Annotated in this window: 20 protein-coding genes; 8 read left to right on the top strand and 12 right to left on the bottom strand. The window is 46.4% G+C overall.

Going from position 1 to position 22,505, the window contains the following annotated elements; translation table 11 throughout:
• From QUA23_RS13930 to QUA23_RS13920, 3 genes are all read right to left on the bottom strand, one after another.
• Positions 1–357 (bottom strand): transposase (locus QUA23_RS13930; protein WP_333110403.1); only part of this gene is annotated, 357 nt, incomplete at its 3' end.
• A 343-nt stretch (positions 358–700) separates the two neighbouring features.
• Positions 701–1,987 carry a glycoside hydrolase family protein gene (locus QUA23_RS13925; protein ID WP_333076533.1) on the bottom strand — a complete coding sequence of 429 codons (1,287 nt, stop codon included), beginning with the start codon at positions 1,985–1,987 and terminating at the stop codon, positions 701–703.
• Between the two features lie 287 nt (positions 1,988–2,274).
• Positions 2,275–2,934, bottom strand: coding sequence for an NAD(P)H-binding protein (locus tag QUA23_RS13920; protein WP_333041137.1), 660 nt, complete (start codon positions 2,932–2,934; stop codon positions 2,275–2,277).
• Between the two features lie 121 nt (positions 2,935–3,055).
• Here QUA23_RS13920 and QUA23_RS13915 point away from each other — a divergent pair, with 121 nt between their 5' ends.
• From QUA23_RS13915 to QUA23_RS13905, 3 genes are all read left to right on the top strand, one after another.
• Positions 3,056–3,769 (top strand): DUF1997 domain-containing protein, encoded by a 714-nt coding sequence (locus tag QUA23_RS13915; RefSeq protein ID WP_333076534.1) that lies wholly within the window; start codon positions 3,056–3,058, stop codon positions 3,767–3,769.
• Between the two features lie 866 nt (positions 3,770–4,635).
• Positions 4,636–6,849 carry an ATP-binding protein gene (locus QUA23_RS13910; protein WP_333076535.1) on the top strand — a complete coding sequence of 738 codons (2,214 nt, stop codon included), beginning with the start codon at positions 4,636–4,638 and terminating at the stop codon, positions 6,847–6,849.
• Positions 6,850–7,075: 226 nt separating this feature from the next.
• A complete protein-coding gene (locus QUA23_RS13905; RefSeq protein WP_333076537.1) occupies positions 7,076–8,542 on the top strand; it encodes a response regulator in 1,467 nt (488 codons plus the stop codon).
• A gap of 487 nt (positions 8,543–9,029) precedes the next feature.
• On the opposite strand, the gene hisG is transcribed toward QUA23_RS13905, so the two are convergent.
• The gene (gene hisG, locus QUA23_RS13900; protein WP_333076539.1) at positions 9,030–9,674 is read right to left on the bottom strand and encodes an ATP phosphoribosyltransferase; all 645 of its coding nucleotides are present in this window, start codon (positions 9,672–9,674) and stop codon (positions 9,030–9,032) included.
• 198 nt (positions 9,675–9,872) lie between these two features.
• Here hisG and QUA23_RS13895 point away from each other — a divergent pair, with 198 nt between their 5' ends.
• The 3 genes from QUA23_RS13895 (at position 9,873) to rppA (ending at position 11,673) form a co-directional block, all read left to right on the top strand.
• Positions 9,873–10,130, top strand: coding sequence for a hypothetical protein (locus QUA23_RS13895; protein ID WP_333076541.1), 258 nt, complete (start codon positions 9,873–9,875; stop codon positions 10,128–10,130).
• Positions 10,131–10,283: 153 nt separating this feature from the next.
• The gene (locus QUA23_RS13890) at positions 10,284–10,934 is read left to right on the top strand and encodes a glutathione S-transferase family protein (protein ID WP_333076543.1); all 651 of its coding nucleotides are present in this window, start codon (positions 10,284–10,286) and stop codon (positions 10,932–10,934) included.
• Between the two features lie 52 nt (positions 10,935–10,986).
• Complete coding sequence (rppA, locus tag QUA23_RS13885) at positions 10,987–11,673, top strand: two-component system response regulator RppA (RefSeq protein WP_333076544.1); 687 nt, start codon at positions 10,987–10,989, stop codon at positions 11,671–11,673.
• A 160-nt stretch (positions 11,674–11,833) separates the two neighbouring features.
• Here the strand turns inward: rppA and QUA23_RS13880 are convergent, their stop codons facing one another.
• The 4 genes from QUA23_RS13880 to tmk all read right to left on the bottom strand — a co-directional run bounded on the left by QUA23_RS13880 (position 11,834) and on the right by tmk (position 15,624).
• Positions 11,834–12,670 (bottom strand): metallophosphoesterase, encoded by an 837-nt coding sequence (locus tag QUA23_RS13880; protein ID WP_333076545.1) that lies wholly within the window; start codon positions 12,668–12,670, stop codon positions 11,834–11,836.
• 567 nt (positions 12,671–13,237) lie between these two features.
• Entirely contained in the window at positions 13,238–13,711 is a 474-nt protein-coding gene (gene msrA / locus QUA23_RS13875) for a peptide-methionine (S)-S-oxide reductase MsrA (RefSeq protein ID WP_333076546.1), read from the bottom strand.
• Positions 13,712–13,750: 39 nt separating this feature from the next.
• On the bottom strand, positions 13,751–14,713 hold the full coding sequence (locus tag QUA23_RS13870) for a DNA polymerase III subunit delta' (RefSeq protein ID WP_333076548.1): 963 nt from the start codon (positions 14,711–14,713) through the stop codon (positions 13,751–13,753).
• A gap of 242 nt (positions 14,714–14,955) precedes the next feature.
• Positions 14,956–15,624 carry a dTMP kinase gene (tmk, locus tag QUA23_RS13865; RefSeq protein WP_333076550.1) on the bottom strand — a complete coding sequence of 223 codons (669 nt, stop codon included), beginning with the start codon at positions 15,622–15,624 and terminating at the stop codon, positions 14,956–14,958.
• 105 nt (positions 15,625–15,729) lie between these two features.
• On the opposite strand from tmk, the gene QUA23_RS13860 reads away from it, so the two are divergent.
• On the top strand, positions 15,730–16,077 hold the full coding sequence (locus tag QUA23_RS13860; RefSeq protein WP_172190364.1) for a hypothetical protein: 348 nt from the start codon (positions 15,730–15,732) through the stop codon (positions 16,075–16,077).
• Positions 16,078–16,274: 197 nt separating this feature from the next.
• Here QUA23_RS13860 and QUA23_RS13855 read toward each other — a convergent pair whose 3' ends face one another.
• A complete protein-coding gene (locus QUA23_RS13855; RefSeq protein ID WP_333076552.1) occupies positions 16,275–18,845 on the bottom strand; it encodes a heavy metal translocating P-type ATPase in 2,571 nt (856 codons plus the stop codon).
• A gap of 300 nt (positions 18,846–19,145) precedes the next feature.
• On the opposite strand from QUA23_RS13855, the gene QUA23_RS13850 reads away from it, so the two are divergent.
• Positions 19,146–19,331 (top strand): DDE transposase family protein, encoded by a 186-nt coding sequence (locus QUA23_RS13850; RefSeq protein WP_333076554.1) that lies wholly within the window; start codon positions 19,146–19,148, stop codon positions 19,329–19,331.
• A gap of 318 nt (positions 19,332–19,649) precedes the next feature.
• On the opposite strand, the gene ctpC is transcribed toward QUA23_RS13850, so the two are convergent.
• The 3 genes from ctpC to ispG all read right to left on the bottom strand — a co-directional run bounded on the left by ctpC (position 19,650) and on the right by ispG (position 22,493).
• Entirely contained in the window at positions 19,650–21,005 is a 1,356-nt protein-coding gene (gene ctpC, locus QUA23_RS13845) for a carboxyl-terminal processing protease CtpC (RefSeq protein ID WP_333076555.1), read from the bottom strand.
• An 87-nt stretch (positions 21,006–21,092) separates the two neighbouring features.
• Positions 21,093–21,266: a hypothetical protein gene (locus QUA23_RS13840; protein WP_333110400.1), complete on the bottom strand. Its 174-nt coding sequence runs from the start codon at positions 21,264–21,266 to the stop codon at positions 21,093–21,095.
• 3 nt (positions 21,267–21,269) lie between these two features.
• Positions 21,270–22,493 carry a (E)-4-hydroxy-3-methylbut-2-enyl-diphosphate synthase gene (gene ispG / locus QUA23_RS13835; protein ID WP_333076556.1) on the bottom strand — a complete coding sequence of 408 codons (1,224 nt, stop codon included), beginning with the start codon at positions 22,491–22,493 and terminating at the stop codon, positions 21,270–21,272.
• Positions 22,494–22,505: the final 12 nt, after the last annotated feature.

Below are 22,505 nucleotides of genomic sequence, written 5' to 3'. Positions count from 1 at the left end.
GAAACTTATTCTTTTTCTAAAATGAACCAAAAGCGATGCGTCAAATGGGATTTCATTGCTGTATGATGAGAAACCTATAAAGTATTGCAGGTATGGGTTCTCCCTGATTTGTTCTACGGTTTCGCGATCGCTAGTTCCTAATTTTTCCTTGATAATTAATGCCCCTAATGCCATCCGAAATGATTTAGCCGGTGGTCCCATAGATGCGCCAAAATTTTGAGCGTATTCTGCTTCAAACTCCGACCACGGTATTAGTTGAGCCATCATCACCCAACGGTTGTCTGAAGCTAATTTTCCCCCGTGAGGGAATTCAAAACTTTCTGGTGCGGTGCCGCTGGGGTCAACTTTTTGATACACGAGAGTCAACGGTTGTGCAAGGGTTCTGTACTATTTTACCTGTATTTGTTGCACGATCTGTTCGATCGCCCTATCCCCTAAGCCTTGCTGTATAAACCTTTTAGCTAATTATTCAGCAAGCCCTAATTACTCCTTACTTGTTAGTGGTAATTTCTTAATTCCTTTGGCTTGTTAATCACCAATAAAGTTCTTTAAGCTGTTGTGCATTTAAGTTGTATTGTTCGAGCGGCGAGACGCCCACTCTACAATAATTTTTTATCAAAGTTGACTGTAAAATTTAGATGCACCTCAGATTAACAGTTAACAGTTAACACTCAACTGTCAACAACCAACATTTAACTCCCTAAGAACCAGCATTTTCTAATTCTTCCCGCAGCATTTCCCGGTAGACTTTCGGCAAACGAGAACTCATAGAATTGTTCTCAATTCCATATCCCAAACTCGTCCAAGTTCCCGAAAGCATCCGCAATACGTCGGTTAATCTTTCCTGCCGCAACATCTCAGGAATATCAGCTTTCCAAAACTTGCGATCGCTCAACCAAGCATAAACCACAGCATCCTGATCTTCTGGTTCAAAACTGTAATCTTCCCAGAATAAAAAATTAGCACGACGCGCCTGATAGCGTTTAGCCTTCTCCTTCCAAGTCGTAGTCAGAAATTGATACCTGCCCGCAGCGGTAGTACACTTGCCTCGATTCGGGCCATTAACAATCTTCACGCACCAGTCAGGATGGCGGCTCAAATCTAATATATATTTGCCACCGTAAACAACGTGATAAGGTCGAGCAACATTCGACTCGCTAGCAGAAATAGTTCGCATCAGCGCCCGAATGTAAGGATCGCCGGTTTTCATAGCCAGCGGCGGCAATTTGCCCACCCCACTTACCGACTGCGACAACTGCTGATTTCCCCGCAAACTGTCAACCACAAAAACACCGCCGCCAATCACAGCGCCGATTAAAAGTATAAATCCGAGGATTTGAATCTCCGATTGCCTTAGCAAACCTCTTTTTCGACGGCCAAATTTCTCAGCTTCTAGCCAAGTCATTTCCATTTCCGAAATTTCGGCTAATTTTCGAGCCACCCGCATCCGGCGCACCCGGAAATCGTATTGATATAGGGGGGCCGCTAACAGCGTTAAACTCGATAAAACCCCCGCCAATTTGAGCAGCCAGAAATCTAATTCACCTGCTATGGCAACATTTGTCAGGGTAGATATTCCTGTTAATAACTGGGCGGGATCGATCGATCGCGCTGGCCAATAAAAAATCGCAAGTTGCACCAACAGCGACAGATTAAAGGCAAAAAAAATCACTACAACAGCATTCAAGCCTTCTCGCAAGTGCGATCGAATACCAGTGTGCCTGCGCTTGAACTTGCGCGCAACGCGAAAGCGCCCCGGCAGCATAATTAGTAAGGGATTTAAGATTTTGACTGCGAACAAGTGAAACACAAAAAACACAGGCAACTGAATCAGCCAAGCCGCCAGCAGTAGAGTCAGAAAGCCGATATCGTCGCTGACAAAAGGAATGCCCCTGCGAAGGACAAAACTAAAACTCTGAGCGAGAGCAAATGCCCTTAACCACGAAATCGGATAGGGGAACCAAGCTGGCCACTTGAGAGTTTTCATGCTGGGAGAGAGAAATTTCAACGGCGAATGGTAAAACTATTAAGATTTTGCCAGATTTGGCGATCGGAAAATTGTTGTAGGGTGCGTCAGCCCAAATCTTTGACCCAAATCACATCTTGCACCATTCTCGATAAGCCTTTTTTGGGCGGGCAGGATGCCCACCCCACAAGAAAATGCACTTTTTGTGGAACAGGCATCTTCCCTGTTCTTGACAATGGTGCAACATCTCAGATCCAAATCAAAGTGTTTTTGTTCTGACGCACCGAACTCAAGCGAGGCTAATTCAATCAAATCACACTGGCAAACAACTCCTCAAAACTCTTTTGCGGAGCCTCCGACTTCGCCACAATTTCCACAACCTTGTTGCGAGAAGCCGGCTGAAACAGCGCCTCCACGCACACTTGGGCTACCTTAGTGCGGGGAATGCTGCTCTCAAACATTTTGTCGGCACCAGTCATGACGATCGCATCTGAATTATCCTCATTTTTCAGACCGCCGGGACGGACGATCGTATAAGTCAAACCGCTTTTTTGCAAATACTCCTCGGCTTGCTTCTTCCAAACCAGAATCAGCCAGAACAAATTCAGCGGGTGAAAAAACTGAGAGACGCACAGAGAAGTCACAAGTACAAAATGCTCAATGCCCTTAGCTTTAGCTGCATCCACCAAATTTTTAGTACCTTCAAAATCCACCTTGTAAGGCGCTGTCGGGTCAAAACCAGGGGCCGCCCCCGTCGCGCACAGCAATACCGTACTATCGCCGATGGCATCGCCCAGGGAAGTCGCATTTAATACATCCCCAGTCACTAACTCAGCCTCCGGTGGTAAAATTTGTCTAGCTGTGTCTAGATTTCGGACTAAGGCGCGCACGGGAATACCTCGCTTGACCAATTCTGCGACGATGCGGCGGCCAGTCTGACCTGTGGCTCCTGCTACAAATGCTTTCATAAGTCGAGTTATGCTGAATTAGGGTAAGTTTTGTTACTATCAATTTCTCAATTGTAGGGAGGAAACTCCCTTAACACATCCCCAACCGGACCGATTGGCGTGTATAACAGGAGAGCATACGATGAAGCAGGATTCCGCTGAATATCAAACTGTTGAAGCTTCTGACGAAAATTACTACTCAGATGCGAGTTTCCGACAGCCCGAAAGTGGAAGCGCGGATGCAGCAGAGGAAGTTGAGCCGATTTGGTTTCACACGCATTTTGAAGACAGCATGGAGATGTACGCCGATGCGGAGACGGTGGCGAAGCATTTGAACAACCACAAGACTTGGTTTTGCCAGTGCGCTTCGCCGATGAAGGCCGAGCCACTCGGAGAAAACGGCTATGATTTATTAATAGGGCGTTTTGGGGCTTTCGGCTACCGCGTTGAAGCGAGAATTGGTTTAGAGTTGCTGCCGCCTGACGCTGAAGGCTGCTATTTAATTAAGACTATTCCGGTTCCGGATTATACCTCGCCTGGGTATGAAGTGGATTTTCGATCGGCAATGAAGCTAGTGGAGATACCGTCTCAGGAGTTTGCCGCCGATTGGCCGAGCTCGGAACGTGCTAAGCTGCCACCTGCGATTACCATTACTAGCTGGAAGCTGGATTTGGCTGTGGGGGTTTGCTTTCCCAAGTTTATTCGATCGATGTCTCAGCCTTTAATAGAAAAAACCGGCGATGCGCTTTTGGAAAAAATCATCAAACAAGTTAACCGGCGCTTGACTTATAAAACTCAGGTTGTTTTTCACGAAAGTTTGGGCATTCCTTTTCCGAAAAATCCTAAGAAACATTAACAATACTTACGCTCTAACCTGTACTGCATTTAAATTGTATGTTAAGTGCGGCATCTCCTGCCCACCCCACAAGAGTAAAAATTTATTTTTCTCTGCAATTTAAATGCGGATTAGCTTAACTCACATTTGTAGGGTGTGCACTGCACACCTTACTCATAATTGCGACCGTAATAACTCATACCATTGTAGATTTTCGACTTCGGCGTGAGCGCTCCGTCGCACAATTTTAGATTAGATTATTGGGAATAACTGATTGTGTATGGGTTGGAATCACGAGCCTACAGTTGCTTTTTTGAAACTGATATCACTGTCTCCGGGTGAGCCGTGCGCGCCTTATGCCTATGTTTTTGAATCCAACACTGGCTTGAGCAGTTAATCCCAATAACCAAGTTATTGCTAATAAAAATTAAGGGTAATGTCATGATTGCATTTTACCTATAGCAATCCTTGCAGTAGTCGTATTTTTTTTACCCCACCCCAACCCTTCCTGAAGCCGCTCTGAGTCCGTAAGAAATTCACAAATGATGCGAGGATTGCTATATGCTGATTTCTTATCGCCGGAATTAGTTTTTATTATAGGTCAATTTAGCACTGGTTTGGACACAATATTTTTAAGTCAGATGCCATCAGCTTCGACAGCATTGTTATTAAAAGATTCGGTTTCTGTCATAAGGATTTACCTCCTTATTGCCTCATGATTAACCACTGTAGCGATGCAGTTCAAAGCAGGTTCCGATCGCCCTCAGAAACCAGCAAGTGTCTCAGATCACAAGGCAGATCGATCGCCCTCACTGCCCAAAAACCTAAAATTATGTCACATTAAGTAAGGGGTTATAAAATAACTCTTGCCATATCCCTAGAAAGTTATGACAACGAAACTAAGAGCTACACACACAGAGAAAATGGAGAGAGACTTGCACCAGTTGAGGGCAGACCAAGAACTGATTCTCAACCAAGTAGACAATGCGATCGCTCTGTTCGACTCGTCTGACTGCTTAGTTTTGTTTAACAAAAAATTGGCCGGAATGTGGGAACTGTCCCCAGAATGGCTGGAAACAAAGCCGAAGTGCCACTTGCTGTTTGCCGAAATTGTCGATCGGGGTTACTTGTCTGTTCAGCAGTGGCAAGAGTTTCAGCAAGCACTCGAAACATCTCAGCATGAAAGTTTATCATTTTATTTCGAGCAATCCAATGCGGTTTGTTTGGAGGTGTGCGCCACGATAACCAACAGCGGCGGACGGCTGTTAACCTTTCGAGACGTTACGGTATACCAAAACTCCCAAGCTAGCTTGAACGCAGAAGTCAGGAGGCTGAGATTTCTTTTAGGTTTAACCGAACGCCTGCAAAAGTCTGACAGTTTGCAAGAAATAGGTCAGTTTGCCCTCACCTATCTAGTAGAGGCAATGAATGCTGCTTTCGGAGATGTCAAGGTGATTAGCGGCAAGGGAAACGATCGGCAAGCGGCGGCGGTTTCCAACCACATTTCTGGTCAATTTCTGGCTACTTACGGGGAACCCGTAGTCGCACGAATGCAAGAATTGCTCGACCAAGGCATTCCCTACGGCATCGGTTTGCTGTGGGAAGTGGTGAAAACTCGTAAACCTTTGTTTGTAGAGGATTATGCCCAACATCCCAATGCCGTGCCGGAATTTCGGCATCCGGGAATTGGACAACTGGGCATTTTTCCGATCGCAGCCACCGACGGTACAATTATCGGAGTGCTGACGCTGGAGTCCCGCAACGTCAAAAAACTGCAAACCGCCCTCAACCAAGAAGTGCTGGAGGCTGCTTGCCGGACTCTGGGGGCGGCGATCGAGCGGGCTCAGACACAAGAAAACCTGCGCCAAGTTAACGAACAATTAGAGTATTCTTCTCAGTTGAAATCCGAGTTTTTAGCCTCAATGTCCCACGAATTGCGGACGCCTCTTAACAGCATTCTAGGCTTTTCTGACTTGCTGCTGCGGCAAACAGCCGGACAGTTGAGCGATCGACAAATCAACTATTTAGAACTGATCGAAAAAAGCGGCCAGCACTTGTTGCAGCTAATTAACGATATTCTCGACCTTTCTAAAATTGAAGCGGGGAAAGTAGAACTCAACTTACAACCGGTTCGCGTTCACGAACTCGCGACAGACTGTATAAAAATGATGCAGCCACGGGCAGACAAAAAGCGAATTGGTTTGTCTTTAGAACTCGACTACCGCATTACTAAAGTTTTGCTCGACGAACGGCGAGTGCGACAAATTGTGATTAATTTACTTTCCAATGCCATCAAATTTACCCCAGAACAAGGACAAGTTAAACTCAGCGGGCGTCTGGTATACGGCAGTGAAATAAAGGGCGACTATCGACCGGATTGTTCTCCTATAAATGCCAGCACTCCTTATTTTTGTTTTGAGGTACAAGACTCCGGCATCGGCATTCCTCAAGACCGCTGGCACTTGCTATTTCGACCTTTTCAACAGGTCGATTCTTCCCTAACTAGGCGGCACGAAGGTACAGGTTTGGGTTTGGCTTTGACTAAGCGTCTGACAGAATTGCACGGGGGAACTGTTTCTTTTCAATCGGTTTGCGATCGGGGAAGTCTTTTCCGCGTTTGGCTGCCGTTGACGGAGATGCGTCAACAATTGGCAAACTTTGCTTCTTGCGCTTTGGATACCAAGTTAGTTCCTGCTTCTGCGATTGCTTTACCAATTGGCAGCAAGCGGATTTTGGTTGTCGAAGACCAGCCTTTTAACCAAATGTTAATTTCTGAGGTGATGGAATTGGAGGGGTATGGGGTAGAGATACTCGCGGATGGGAAGGCGATGGTCGATCGTATTCTCGCCGCCTCTGCGGCCCCGGAGTTGCTGCCGGATTTGATTTTGATGGACATTCAGTTGCCGGATGTTGATGGCTTTGAGTTGATGCGCCGAGTTAAAGCAGATCCTGTCTGGGACTCGGTACCGATGATTGCGGTGACGGCGATGGCGATGCCTGGCGATCGCGATCGATGTTTGGAAGCTGGCGCTTCTGGTTATTTGAGTAAGCCGCTGGATCTGAATTTGACGATCGCTACTGTCCGTTCTTTTCTGGGCTAACAATAATTATTTGCAGTTCCAGCACTGCCATTTAGGATAATTGATAACAACAAAGGTTAAACTCAAGAGTAGATAAATATGTATATGACTTGCCCGCACTTGCCTCCGAAAGCCGGTTCCTACGAAAAATATCGAGTTTAGTAACGAGAAATATACGCATCAACCAGTTTTCGAGCTTCCCCACGCGCAACTCCCGAGCTAAATTCAATATATTAGATCATATTCCATGTCAAACAAGTCGCCCTGCATCATGTTGGTTGATGACGAGCCAGCTAATCTGACTTTACTGGAAGAGTTATTGCTTATGAAAGGATACACCACAGTATCAGCACTATCTGGCGATGAAGCGCTCTCCCTCGCCCGCGCATCTCGACCAGATTTAATTTTACTAGATATTATGATGCCGGAGATGGACGGTTTTGATGTGTGCGATCGCCTGCGGAAGGATACGGCATTGCAAACTGTACCGGTGATTTTTTTAACTGCCCTCGATGACGATACCTCTCGCATCAAAGGGTTAGAAATGATGGCAGATGATTATTTAACAAAGCCTTTTAACAGTCGCTTGCTTCTGGCAAAAGTGGAAAATATTTTGCAGTTGAGTCAAATGCGATCGCAAGCGGTATCTTCCCAATTCCACCAGGAAGTCAAAGAGCAAAGCAAACGCCAAATCGCCGCAGCTTGGGAAGCCAACGAATATCTTTCAGAAAAATTTCAGCTATTTGTGCCAGAGCAACTTCTAGAGCGCATTGCGCCGCAAGGAATAGAATCTATTCAGTTGGGCAATGTCACAGAAGAAGAGCTGACTGTTTTATTTTGTGACATTCGCGGTTTTACTACGATCGCTGAATCTCAACAAGCTCGCGAGACTTTTGAATGGTTGAACGCTTTTTTTACTAAAATGAACGAGTGCATAACGTCTCACGGTGGGTTTATTGACAAATACCTAGGCGATGCAATCATGGCAGTATTTGACAAGCCCAATTCTCACGCCATGGATGCGATAGAAGCCGCAGTAGCAATGCAAGAAACTTTGCAAGAATTTAATGCCAGTCGCCACAAATACAATTTAGAATCTCCAGTCAATATTGGTACAGGAATTAACACAGGTATCGGCATGATCGGCACTTTAGGTTCCGATCGCCGCATGGACTCTACAGTCATCGGCGATGTGGTAAATACAGCTTCTCGGTTAGAAAATTTAACTAAAATATACGGTTGCCAAATTATTGTTAGCGAAAATGCGATCGTTCATGCGAGAGAATTTCTAAATGGCATAAGTTCCAACTCCCACTCAAAAGAAAGTCTATTATTAAAGTGCGACTTAGAAGTGGAAACACAGGAGACGATGATTTCTACTTCTGGGGCGACTGGTGCTGACAGCGATTTACCAAGGAACAATTATTACTATCGCTGGATCGATCGAGTAACCCCGCGTGGCAAACAGCAAGCTATTGAAATCTACGAAATCTGGGCAGCCTCCTCTCCCGACTCTGAGGCAAAGCAGCTTACCCAGGGTTTATTTGACAAAGGAATTCAAGGATGGCAATCCGAAAGATTTGTCGCAGCCTTGGGATATTTTCAGCAACTAATCGAACAAAATCCTGCTGATACAGTCGTCCGTTTTTATATAAATCGCTGCCAGGAAAAACTAGGTTTTATACCTGTAAGTAACCGCTCAGAAATTAACTAAATAGAACCTGTTCGTACTGAGAATTTCAGTCCTCTTTCTTACCGCAAAGACCAGCTAAGCTAAAATAATCCCTTTCCTAGTGAGGGCTTCAGTCCTCTTTTGTAGCGCAAATAAGGACTAAAGTCCTGGCTACGAACCTATAGCAATTCTGAAAAGTAGGCTAGCATCTGTAGGGGCACGGCAATGCCGTGTCCGGCGCAGGGAGTAGGACACGACATTGCCATTTAGTGTCAACTTAACGTACAACTAATAGTCCGGCTCTTGTTGAAACCCCTGCCTCAAAGCTAAAGTCCTCTTGAATAGGACTAATGAGTTCTTCAGTCCTTTTGGAGAGGACTTTAACTATAAGCCCCGTGGAATTCATTCTCTGGCGGACTGACGGGCGGACGGAAGGACTGAGCGGACTGACAGCTTAAGTTGATGCCAATGGGCAATGCCGTTTCCCTACTTATCTACGAACCAATCAAAGCACTCTAATTTTAGACCATCAAACAGTAGTCAAAACTTGCTCTCTCAACTTCCCGATCAACTCATTCACCCCCCCCGCATTCAAACGGTAACTCAGAGGATGACCGATTAAATAAGCTGAACTTTCAAACAAAACATCAATTTCCACCAAACCATTTTCTCGCAAAGTTTTGCCAGTCGAAACCAAATCCACAATTGCCTCCGACATACCCGTAATCGGCCCCAACTCCACAGAACCGTAAAGCGGCACAATTTCCACCGGCAAATTCAAATTGTGAAAATATTCTCTTGCACAGTGGACGAACTTAGAAGCCACTCTACCGTGAGGAGGCAAATCTACTGTTCGTCGATAAGAACTAGATTCCTTGACAGCCACCGACAGCCGACACTTGCCAAATTTTAAATCAATTAAATTGGCAACTTTCGGCTTTTTTTCCCGCAAAACATCATAGCCAGCAATCCCCAAATCTGCTTGACCGTATTCCACATAAACTGGTACGTCATGCGTCCTTACTAGCAAAGCTTTGGCAGTGCCTGTCGGGTCATAAATTTGAAGTTGTCGGTTAGAGGAATCGAGAAAAGCACTGAAGTCTAATCCAACCGATTTAAACAGCCGAATGCTATCTCCTAACAATCCGCCTTTGGGAAGTGCAACAGTAATCATGTCAATTTTTAGAGGGTAAATTTCTTAATTTGGAAAGGGGGCGATCGCAGCCTAAGCAGAAACAGCTTTTACCAAACTCAGAATAACACATAGAGTTCAGACCGAAAAATAAATTTCGGGTATTGCTCGATCCATTGTTTGAGGATATATTATATTTAGTAATTTTTTATTGAGTCAATTTTTTAAACGGCGGTCGGTATGGAAAACGATCAAGAATTTGACGAAAATTTTCACAGTGTAGACTCGGATTCCCTGAAAAAGATTACAGTAGATGAAATCCTCTCAGGCGGTGGTGTAGAGAGGGAAGAAATGGACTATACAGTAGCTGTACCTAGCGCTAACCAGGCTAGCGTTCCCAGGGACAGAGGCTTCTCGCTCCATGTGCAATCAAGCGTGTTCGATCGCACCCCCCGATCGCAGTTTGCAGAAAAACGCGGAACGGTGGGAGGCTGTTAATGTAAAATGCTTGCAGAGGCTGGTGCAGAAAACGGGCAGAGCGCCCGTTAGCGAAGCCCTCGAAAAGGCTCGTCATTGTGTATCACGCCTTTGTGTATTCAACTCTAAAACTTAAAATTGCACGGGCGATTGCAAATAGCTGAAAGCTAAACTATGACCAAATTGACTCTGGTAATCGGCAACAAAAATTATTCCTCTTGGTCGCTGCGCGCTTGGCTGGCGATGAAACAAGCTGGACTGGAATTTGCCGAGGTGAGAATCCCCTTAGACTGGCCGACAACCAATGAAGAAATTCGGCGCTATTCTCCATCGGGAAAAGTGCCAGTTTTAATCGACGGCGACTTAAAAGTGTGGGAATCTTTAGCAATTTGCGAATACATTGCCGATCGCTTTGCCAATGATTTGTGGCCGACAGATGTAGCGGAACGGGCGATCGCCCGTTCCATTGCCGCCGAAATGCACGCGGGGTTCCAAAATTTGCGCGAAAATATGCCGATGGACTGCCGCAACCGCTATCCGGGAGAAGGGATGACTGCCGGTGTCGAAGCAGATATCGATCGCATCTTTACCATTTGGCGCGAATGCCGCCAAAAATTCGGGACAAGCGGCAATATGCTGTTCGGAAAATTCACAATTGTTGACGCTATGTTTGCCCCCGTTGTCATGCGTTTTGTCACCTACGGAGTCAAACTAGATTCATCAGCAAAAGCTTATGCGGATGCGATTTTGGCCTTGCCTGCCATCCAGGAATGGGTAGCAGCAGCTTGCAGCGAAACGGAAAGTATTCCACACATTAAAATCTAGGAAATATCAGTTTACTTAACCTAAAATCTCTAATCTCAAATTTAAAATCAGGATGCGGATTCTTTTAGTTGATGATGAAGTTGAGTTAACTGACCCTTTGAGTCGAGTCTTAACCCGCGAAGGTTATACAGTTGATGTGGCATTTGACGGAGCAAGTGGCAGCAATTTAGCAATGCAGGGAAATTACGATTTGCTAATTTTGGATTGGATGCTGCCGAGACAAACCGGACTGGCAATTTGCCAGAAGTTGCGATCGCAAGGAAGGAGTACGCCCGTGCTATTTCTCACAGCCAAAGATACCGTAGACGATCGCGTACAAGGACTCGACGCCGGTGCAGACGACTATTTAGTCAAACCTTTTGAACTGCGAGAACTGCTAGCCAGAGTCCGCGCATTGCTGCGGCGGCCTCCTACTTTTGATGCCGAGGTTACTGTCGGACGGCTGCAAGTTGCAGATTTACAGCTAGACTACGACAATCAATTAGCTTATCGGGGCGATCGCACAATTGATTTATCAGAAAAAGAATGTCAGTTATTAGAATACTTAATGCGCCACCCCGGTCAATTGCTAACACACGAACAAATACACCAGTATTTATGGACTGAAGCCGAAAAACCCAGCAGCAATGTATTAGCCGCTCAAATTCGCCTGCTGCGGCGCAAAATAGAAGCACCGGGCGAATCTGTGCTAATCCAAACAGTCTACGGCAGAGGCTATCGCTTTGGAGAAGCAAATTAAAAATAATAGACATTGTACAAAAATCCTTCTTGCTTTTTCCCTCTTCCTTCTCCCTGACATCCATTACATCTTGTACAGTGCTCGTTGCCGAACTTCCTTCTTCTTTTTTCCCTCTGCTATATTATCTATTATCGGGAAAGTGTGCACCCTAAACCCGCCCTTACATATCTTGACAAACCAAAGTAATTACTGTCACCTCTGGGGGACAAAATAGCCTTCCCGGCGAATAAGTTCCCAAACCCCGATTCACGTACAGCAAATTACTCCCAACCTGATGCAAACCGCTAGCCCATTCCCAGTGAGTAACTACTCGATCGCAAGCCGACAGATAAGGAATGAACTTTCGGATTCGTTTAGGAATCAAATAGCCAATTTTTCTCACCCAGGCGTACAAAGGGCCGATACCAGGAATAACAATTTGACCGCCGTGAGTGTGCCCAGACAACTGTAAATCAATTCGCCAATTTTGCAGCTTTTCAGCAGTATCAGGATTGTGAGACAATACAATCCGAGAAATGGCGGGATTTATTGATGCCATTACAGGTTTAGGCGCAAAATCGCCCGACCAAAAATCTGCTAGCCCAACTAAAGCCAATTGGGGCCCCAAGGGATAGATTGCTTCGTTGTACAAAACCCGAATCCCGACGCTATTTAAAGCATTAGCAACCTCTTTCTTTGCCCCCGGCCAATAGTGGTCGTGATTGCCCAAAACCGCGTAAATTCCCACCCGACTGTGCAAGTTTTTCAATCGCTCCACTAAGGTGTAAATAGGTGCGGGATCGTAGGTAATAAAGTCACCGGTTAAAAAAATCATGTCGGGTTCAGCTTCATTAGCTGCTGCAATCGCCTTTTCTAGCAACCATTCCGACAGCCGAACCCCGTCATAGTGAAAGTCAGTAAGCTGTACAATTTTAGTACCGGATAGATTTGCTGGAAGATTAGCGATTGGTATTGTTAAATACTCTATTCGCAGTTTCCCAGTTAATAACCTGTGCATAAATCTAAGGTTTATTGATGACAGAGCGCCACCTATAGCTTAGCAAATAAACAGGCAAGACTGCAAAAGTAGATATTCTTCCCTTTTCCCCAGGTGATCCGACTAATGGCTAATAATCGCTGACTAATGACTACAATTATAGATGCGAAAAGTGGTATTAACTCAAGAGAATTGAAACATAAATTCCCAATCTTCATTTAGGATTTATTGCAAAATAGTTGGGTCTTACGTCCCCAACTACTACAGCATTTTTATAATATTATGACTTGCGTAACAATCTGTTTAAAACGCTATCAATCCTCCTCACACTGGCATTTCTAACCCGAATCTATATTCTTTTAGCAATTGTCAAAGCTGAAATTGGTCTCGCATATAGCATAGGCTTACCACGGGGGGCTTGCCCCTACCAACCACTATCTCATCACTAATAATTTATTACTGAGTAGGTGGAAATAAACATGGCTTGGGGGAGAACGGGTTTTGCATTAATAATAAACTGTCGCTCGTATATATTATTGCCTTAGCCGCCCCTAATATCTTTTATTCTTGGTCGCGTCTGCCTACTTTTTAACTAATAAAGTTTGACTGATTTCGCTTCTTCTCAATATATTGCTGGTGGTAATCCTCTGCCATATAAAATTCAGCAGCAGGTTTGATTTCAGTGGCAATGTCTTTGTCGTATTTACCGGAAGTTTGCAATTTTTGTTTGGAGGCGCGAGCGGCTTTTTCTTGTTCCCAATTGTGATAAAAAATTACAGACCTATACTGTTCGCCTCTGTCGGGGCCTTGGCGATTGATTTGGGTAGGATCGTGACAGTTCCAGAATACATCTAGCAGTGCTTCGTAACTCACCTGCGATCGATCGTACTCTACCAGCACAGATTCAGCGTGACCGGTCACTCTAGCACAAACATCCAGGTAGCAAGGATTAGGCCAGTGACCTCCTGTATAGCCCGCAGCAGTCGAGACGACACCTGCAACGGCGCGAAACTTGTGTTCAACTCCCCAAAAACAACCGGCGGCAAATGTGGCTTTTTCCATCGTGTTACTCATCGTATTGGGATAAAACTCGGCACTAAATTATGCTTGACATATTCCCATTAGCGTGCATTCCCAAACTAATCGCGGCTGTACGTAGTTTAGCAAATATTGTCGTGCTTTCTCCAAGGGCTCTAAGGGCGATCGACTAATTCTCCCTGCCAAAAATTGTTGCCAGTAACAGTGCTGTAAATAATCGATTAACCACAACTGAGATTCAGTATCTAAAGTTTTATCAATTTCCTTGGCCAATTCCAAAGCAGACCGCAGATTTTGAGGCAACTGCTTCACCTTTTGCAGCAAATCCTCTGGCATTGATTGCAGTTGCTGCCAAATAGCAATTGCCTCCCCAGGACTCCCCTGAGCCATCCCCAGTACCTCCGGACGATCCAAAATCTCCGCGAATCCGGCTTGCTGCAAAACTTGTGCCATTGCTTGGGGATTCAGCCGAGAAAACTGGATTTTTTGACAGCGGGAAATCAAAGTTGGCAGCAAAGCTTCCACTGTCGGAGCAATTAAAATTAGCGCTGCTTTTCCCGGTTCTTCCAATGTTTTCAGCAAGCCGTTAGCAGCTCCCTCACCCATTGTTTCTGCTTGTTCCAAAACTACGACTGAACGCCCAGCTTCTAGCGGTGGTCGGCTGAGAAATTCACCGATTTCTCGAACTTGTTCTAAGCGAATTTGTGGCGGTGCTTTCCGCTTTAAACCGGCTTCCTCTGCTTCCTTTGGCGTAAGCCGTTTACCTTGGCTCATGTAAGTTGGTTCTACCCAGAGCAAGTCTGGGTGATTTCGCTGCCTCACGCGATTTTGCACGGAGGCTATTAATCGGGTTTCGGCAAGATTGGCTGAGAATAAAAGCTCGATGAAAGACTGAGCAGCTAAACTTTTGCCGATGCCGTTAGAGCCGACAAATAAATAACCAGGAGCAATTCGGTTTCGCTCGACTGCTTGTGTTAGCAATTCTACTGGTCGCTCTTGTCCGATTAATGATGTAAAATAATTCATGTTTGCGGAAGAAGGAAGTTCGGCAACGGATTATGTAACGGATGTAACGGATGAAGAATGAAGGAGGAAAATCTAGGGTTTTATCAATTAAGTACATCTTAAGCGTCGGTGGTGGTTGGTATAATACCAAAAGGTTATTGTGGTTTAATGGACTGCTAAATAATTGTTTTGAGTTAAGAAGTTAAATTGTAAGTTGCCGGAGCCGGACAGGGCATTGCTGTGTCTCTACACATTATCTAGCGCTATTTTTCAGAATTGGTATTATTTAAATATCCCCAAGCTTCTAACCTGCGAGTTACAATAGTTTGAATTTCCTGAGCGACTTCATATTCAGGGCGATCGGCATTTATCCGGACAATTCGAGATTTATTTTCCTCGGCTAACTCCGCAAAACCTTGCTGGACAAGGTGGTGAAACTTCAAATCAGCTTGCTCGATCCGATCGCACCCTCCCCGAGCTTTTACTCTTGCCAAACCCGCCTCCACCTTAATATCCAGCCACAAAGTCAGATCGCTTTCCAAGCCGCCGGTGGCAATGTCATTCAACTGTTTAATTAAATTTAAGTTAAGACCGCGGCCGTAGCCCTGATAAGCAATCGTAGAGTCAGTAAAGCGATCGCATAAAACAATGGTTCCCTTCGATAACTCTGGTTTAAGAAAAGTTTCGACGTGCTGAGCGCGATCCGCAGCGTACATCAGTAATTCTGCTCGATCGGATACAGATTCGTCCCCATCTTGTTTCAGCAACAAATGTCGCAGTCCCCTTCCCAGCTCAGTACCACCCGGTTCGCGAGTAGCCACCAAGCGGACTGTCAGAAAGCAACTTGCTTGCAGGAACTGTATCAGCCGCTGCATTTGCGTAGTTTTACCCGCACCTTCAACCCCCTCAAACACGATAAGTTTGCCTTTCATTGCCCTAACTTTCCACCTGAATAAAATAAATCTATATTGTTCTGTGAATCGGTTCTAGGTTCGGTATGATAATAAAGTCTAAATGCCTCACGGCTGGAGTTGTCTATGGCTCGCTATACTGGTTTTTTTATCGTTGCCGTTCCGATCGACCGTCTCCGTCAGTCCCTGATTGAAATTTTAGAGTCATGCAATCTTGATATTATCTACAATACAGGAGATTCCGTCATGGCTCGCGAACTTCCCGGTCAAGTTTCGATTCCCAAACTTGTCACCGCAGAAGTCCTAATTGAGAAAAACACGGCTAGCGACTCAGAGGTTCGCATGAACTTCGTGATTAAAAACGAGGAACTGCCACTGCAAACCAACAACCACTGCCGTCAAATGTTCGAGCTAGTGAGTCGTTCAATTATGAACAACAATAATTGGCGGCTCTTGGAAAGTATGGCACTGTAGCCATCAGTCAGTCAATTTGAGGTGTGAGATTTTCGATTGACTCTGCAGATGAATCAGGGGGTTCTAACTAACGTCGAAACTTCTTGGCTGTCGACTCCTGGTGTGAGGGGTTTGTCACCCTCTTGGGATGAGGTCATCAGTCATTAATTCCTAACTAATGACCGATGACCTCCGACTTTTATCTGTCATCTATAAATTTAAGCTCGAAATCCCCGGCGCAAAAACAAAGAATTTGTCACAACGCTAACAGAACTAAACGCCATAAATGCACCGGCCGCCGCAGGACTGAGTAGAATTCCGGTTGCAGGCAGCAAAAGACCGGCTGCAACCGGAATTCCCAGAGTATTGTAACCAAAAGCCCAAAATAAATTTTGGCGAATCTTGTTGAAAGTAGCGCGTCCCAGCTCGATCGACTCAACAACATCCATCAAAGCATTTCGCATCAGCACAATTTGAGCTGTCTCAACTGCGACATCAGTGCCGCAGTGCAAACCAATACCGACATCAGCTTGAGCCAAAGCCGGGGCGTCATTGATACCATCCCCCACCACAGCCACTTTACAGCCTTGGGCTTGCAAACTTGCGATCGCCCTCGCCTTGCCCTCCGGCCGCACTTCGGCCAAAACATCAGCCGCCGTCAAATCTAGCTGCTGCGCCGTCGCCGCCGCCGCAGACGCCGTATCCCCCGTCAGCATCATCACCCGCAATCCCATGCCCCGCAAACGTTCCACCGCCGCCTTAGCATCGGGCCTCAGAGTATCTTTTAGCCCGATTACCCCCAGCAAAACGCCCCCAGAAGCCACGTAAACCGCCGTTTTGCCTTGCAAAAACCCCGACAATTCCGTCGCCACAGCGACCCCCTGCTGCTTCATCCACTCAGCATTCCCCGCGAACACCCGTCGGCCCTCCACCAAAGCAGAAACCCCGAAGCCCGGTTCCGTGCAGAAATCCTCAGCAGCTAGCAGCGGCAAACCTTGTTGTTGAGCTTCCAGCAAAATCGCTGCAGCGATGGGATGACACGCGCCCCTTTCCACCGCCGCCGCAATTTGCAGCAGTTTTGAGTCAATTGTGGAACAGGCATCTTGGCTGTTGCCAGAAGCCCCATCAATTGTGGAACAGGCATCTTGGCTGTTGCCAGAAACCCCATCAATTGTGGAACAAACATCTTGTTTGTTTCCAACATTTATATCTGAATTCAAATCCCACTCGGAATTCTGGAAAATCGGCAAATAATCTGTGAGTGTGAGATTTCCGGTTGTCAGAGTGCCAGTCTTGTCAAAAACCACCGTATCTAATTGATGCACCCGTTCTAAAACATCACCACCGCGAATTAAAAGTCCGCGCTCCGCCCCGATGCCAGAACCGACTAAAATTGCAGTTGGGGTAGCCAGTCCCAAAGCGCAAGGACAAGCAATGACTAAAACTGCGATCGCCAATTTCAAACTTAAGAGCAAAGGCGATTGATAATGGATAATTGGCAATTCATTTCCCATATTCATTGCCCCGTGTCCCATATCCATTGCCCCGTGTCCTAAAAGCACAGAAGGCCAAATATGAGTCCCGGCAAAATACCAAAATAGGAAAGTTAAAACCGATATCCCCATTACCCCATACACAAAATATCCCGCCACAGTATCAGCTAAATTTTGAATCGGCGCTTTGCGAGTTTGGGCTGCCTGCACCAAAGCCACCATTTGAGCTACAGTTGTTTCCTTACCGGTGCGAGTTGCGCGCATCACAACTGCCCCGGATTTATTAATAGTTCCGGCGGCAACTGTATCTCCTGGTTGCTTCAAAACCGGCATTGATTCGCCAGTCAGCATCGACTCATCTATGGTTGTTTTGCCTTCGCAAATTTCGCCGTCTACCGGAATTTTTTCCCCTGGCAAAACTTGCAGCCATTCTCCGACTCGGACGCGATCGGCGGGAATTTCAATGTATTGTGGATCGTAGACCTCTGATGTCGAGTTTAAAGGCAATTCTTCCGATCGCACATCTAAAGTGGGAAGTTTAAAATCAACTAAACGGGCTTTCGCCGGCTGCAATGCGATTAAAGCTTGTAAAGCTGATGCAGCGCGGCGTCTGGCTTGCTGTTCGAGAGTTTTGCCCAACAAAATAAAGCCCAGCAGCATCACCGGTTCGTCAAAAAAGCATTCCCATCCCATCCGTGGAAACAGCAGCGCCGCGTTGCTAGCGGTGTAAGCTGTGACAGCGCCTAAAGCTACCAAAGTATTCATGTTGGGTGCATTTCGCCACAAACTGCGGCACCCGTCAACAATAATCGAACGGCCCGGTAGCAGCAAAGCTAGGGTGGCGAGTCCCCAGTGAAACCAAATATTGCTGAGAATTGGGGCTTTTGTGCCGAGTACGTGACCTAAACCGGATAAAATAATTAGGATTAGGGCGATCGTCAATTGCTTGATTTGCTGTCGAATTTCTTGCTGTCGCCGTTCAATTGTTGCCGCTTCTGCTTCCCGCTGATTTTCACCGGAACGAGACTGAGAGGGAAATCCATTATCAGTCAACTTTTTCGCTAAAGCCTCTGCATCGACAGTCCCCGGTTGACACTCAACCGTGGCGACTTCTACGGCTAAGTTAACGCAAGCTGAAATTACGCCTGAATATTGCATGAGTTGGCGTTCCACAGCTTTCGCGCAGCCGGCACATTTCATCCCGCCGACATCGAAAGTAACAAGTTCTGGCGGTGATTCTTTTACTGATATGATTTCTGGTTGAATTTCAGGGATTGTTTTGGGCAAAAATTGCATGGTTTTTTTGGTATTGATTAGAATATTTGGGTAGTTCTGAAAGGGTTTAATGCACTGTTGAGACAAATGTCTATATTTTTATCATAGATAAATTTTGTGGCATCTTCCGAAAGTGTTAGTTTTTTTTAATTCTTATTAGTTGCAGGCGGTTAAATCCGCAGTCCCGGAGGGGTTTCAACTACTGTCGGACTGCGAGTTTAATGCTAAGACACACTGGGAACACGGCATTGCCGTTTCCCTATTTGATATAATGAGCCAATTGCCTAGTTAGTATCCAGCTTTTATGTGACGAATTTAGTTATGACAGAAACACCCAAATTTTATATTATCAAACGTCCTGCCGGTAATTGCGAGATTTTGCCGTTGGCCCAACTTGAAGAACAAAATCCCACTATTATTGAAAAGTGGGGCCCTTACGATTCTGCCGAAGATGCCATTGCCCGCCGCATCGGATTAATTCGCGCGGCCAAATGCCAGCCGCAATGACGAATTACTATTACTTTCTTCCCCATCGCGAAAGCTAACGTGAAATCAAATCTGTTAGCATCGGAATTATTCCTATCTCTCTTCTGTTAATCTGCGTGAATCTGCGTGAATCCCTTGTCATCTGCGACCCGATAAATTCTCTTTTTTGAACCGCAGATGAGGGCAGATAAACACAGATTAACGCAGATGAATTAGAGCAATTTCGGTTGCACCGGACGCCTTGCAAAAAATAGCGAAGCATTCGAGTTTAAAATCTGGGCTTTTAGCCGTAAATCTTTCCCCGAATGCTTTTTTTAACTGAAACCCTACACAGGTTTTCTACCTAGATTTAGAAGGTGCCGCACTCGGTTTTGCTTGCGCCGCAGTCGGTTTAGGTGGCGCTGCATTCGGTTTCGACTCCGCCTTATTGTTCCCTGTTTTACCAGTAACTTGCTGTGTCAAAACTTCCATAGCTTTTGCGTACTGCGGATCTGCCGTCGTAGCGATTTTATCGCGATCGCGCCTCAATTCCTGTTTTTGAGCCTCGGTGAGTTCTACCTTAAAATCCGGTTCAATCCCGGCCTTGTTGATATCAGTGCCCTTGGGAGTAAAATACTTGGCAATTGTCACCGCCAAACCGGCACCATTTCCCACGCCGCGTACTGACTGAACTAAACCTTTACCAAACGTCTTTGTTCCCACCAAAACCGCGCGTTTGTTGTCTTGCAAAGCACCGGATAGAATCTCGCTAGCACTTGCTGAACCGCCGTCTACCAGTACAACTAACGGTTTGTCTGTGAGCTCTGCCTTATTTGCAGTTTGTTTATCGGCCTCACCGACTCGATCGACCGTCGAGACGATGGTACCTTCTTTGAGCCACATCCGAGCAATTTCAATACTTCCGTACAGCAACCCGCCGGGATTGGAACGCAAGTCTAAAATATAGCCCGTTACCTTTTTCTCTTCCAAATCCTTAATTGCCGATCGCATTTCCGATGCAGCATTCGCACTGAACTGATTTAAGCGAATATAGCCGACTTCTCCGATCGGAGTTTTCTGCACCGACTTCCGCACGGGATGAATTTCAATTTTAGCGCGTTTCAGCTTAAATTCTAATTCCTTGCTTCCCCGCAAAATAGTCAGCGTCACTTCAGTATTCACCTGGCCGCGAATCAAACTTACCGCTTGATTCGTATCCATGCCTTCTGTGCTCTTGCCGTCAATCTTAGTAATGATATCTTTGGCCAGAATACCAGCAGTAAAAGCCGGGGTATCTTCGATCGGCGAAATCACCACCAACTTCTTAGTTTCCTCATCTTGAGTCAACTGAATCCCAACTCCTGTCAGTTCCCCAGAAGTGTCAACCTGCATATTTCTGAACTCTTGAGGGTCCATAAACCGCGTATAAGGATCGTCCAGCTTCTTCAGCATTTCCCGAATTGCTTTGTAAGCTTCCTCGTCGCTGGTATAAGTCCGGTTCAAATAATCATTCCGCACCGCTTTCCAGTCAACCTGGTTAAAAGTGCCATCTACATAACTTTTGTCAATAATTTGCCAAACTTCATCAACCAACTCTTTAGGGCTTCCCCGAAAAGAAGCCAGAGATTTAGAACTGCAACCAGTGTTCGCAAGAGTTACAGCAGTGAGTACCACTGCTGCTGCACTTAGAACAAGCCCTCGTTTTGTTATAACCATTTGTCTGACGCGCGGGAGGAAAAGAGTTCAGAATAATTACGCTCAATCTAACACAGGCAAGGCCGGCTCGCGTTTGGCGTACATATATTATTCCACTTTGCCGAGTTTTGTTCCCTTTCGCCACAGGCAAGATGCCTGTGCCACAAAAAACTCTTGTGGGGTGGGCATCTTGCCCGCCACAGGCAAGATGCCTGTGCCACAAAAAACTCTTGTGGGGTGGGCATCTTGCCCGCCCCCAAACTTCAAAACTAAATCCAGCAAAGCCTACTCTGGTTCAACCCAGCGATCGTCCGATTTAATTAAGTCAATCAATTCTGCCACACCTCGGTCTTCCGGGACTTTCTTAATTTCTTCCCGGCCCCGGTACAGCGAGATATAACCCGGCTGCTTCCCAACGTAGCCGTAGTCAGCATCAGCCATTTCTCCGGGCCCATTGACAATACAGCCCATTACTGCTATGTCCAAACCCGTGAGATGCTTGGTCGCCTCTCTCACTTGGTGTAACACTTCCTCTAAATTAAACAAAGTGCGACCGCAGGAAGGACAAGCGACATACTCAACCATCGTTTTCCGCAGTCCCAAGGCTTGCAGAATGCTGTAGCAGACGGGAATCTCCTTTTCAGGGGCCTCTGTAAGCGAGACGCGGATGGTGTCGCCAATACCGTCAGCTAACAAAGGTGCCAGGCCTGCGGTGGATTTGATGCGGCCGTATTCGCCGTCTCCTGCTTCCGTGACGCCCAAATGCAGGGGGTAATCCATGCCGAGTTCGTCCATCCGGTGCACCATCAAGCGGTAAGCAGCAACCATGACGGGCGCGCGGGAGGCTTTCAGGGAAAGTACGATATTTCGGAAGTCGAGGGATTCGCAAATTTTGATGAATTCCAGGGCCGATTCCACCATGCCTTCGGGCGTGTCGCCGTAGGTAAAAAGCATCCGTTCGGCGAGGGAACCGTGATTAACGCCGATTCGCAAAGCTTTGCCTTGGTCGCGCAGGGAAATCACCAAAGGTTCCAGAGTTTCGCGGATTTTTTCGCCAATTTCCGCGAATTCGGCGTCGGTGTATTCGGTTCTGTCGGCTTTCGGCTTCTCGAACACGTAAAGTCCGGGATTGATTCTTACTTTGTCTACGTGTTTCGCCACTTCGAGGGCAATTTTCATACCGTTGTGGTGGACATCGGCCACGAGGGGCACGGGTTGGTAGGTGGCGTGCAGTTTTTTCTTGATTTCGGCTAAAGCTTTAGCGTGGGCCATGCTGGGCACGGTGACGCGGACGATTTCGCACCCTATCTCGTGCAAGCGGCGAATTCCGGCGACTGAACCGTCGATGTCTAGGGTGTCTTCGTTGATCATCGACTGTACGACGACGGGGTAGCCGCCACCTATGGTGACGCTACCGACTTTGACGGGCCGGGTTTTGCGGCGTTTGATGGTGGTGTCGAAGGTTGGTTCGGTGGTGAGGGTTTTAGTGGGGTTCGGCAGAGTTTGCATAACTGGTTGCGA

Source organism: Microcoleus sp. Pol1C5 (genome assembly GCF_036701115.1).
Classification (GTDB): Bacteria; Cyanobacteriota; Cyanobacteriia; order Cyanobacteriales; family Microcoleaceae; genus Microcoleus.
The sequence above is the reverse complement of the archived record's forward strand: the minus strand, read 5'-3'. Positions and strand labels throughout refer to the sequence as shown.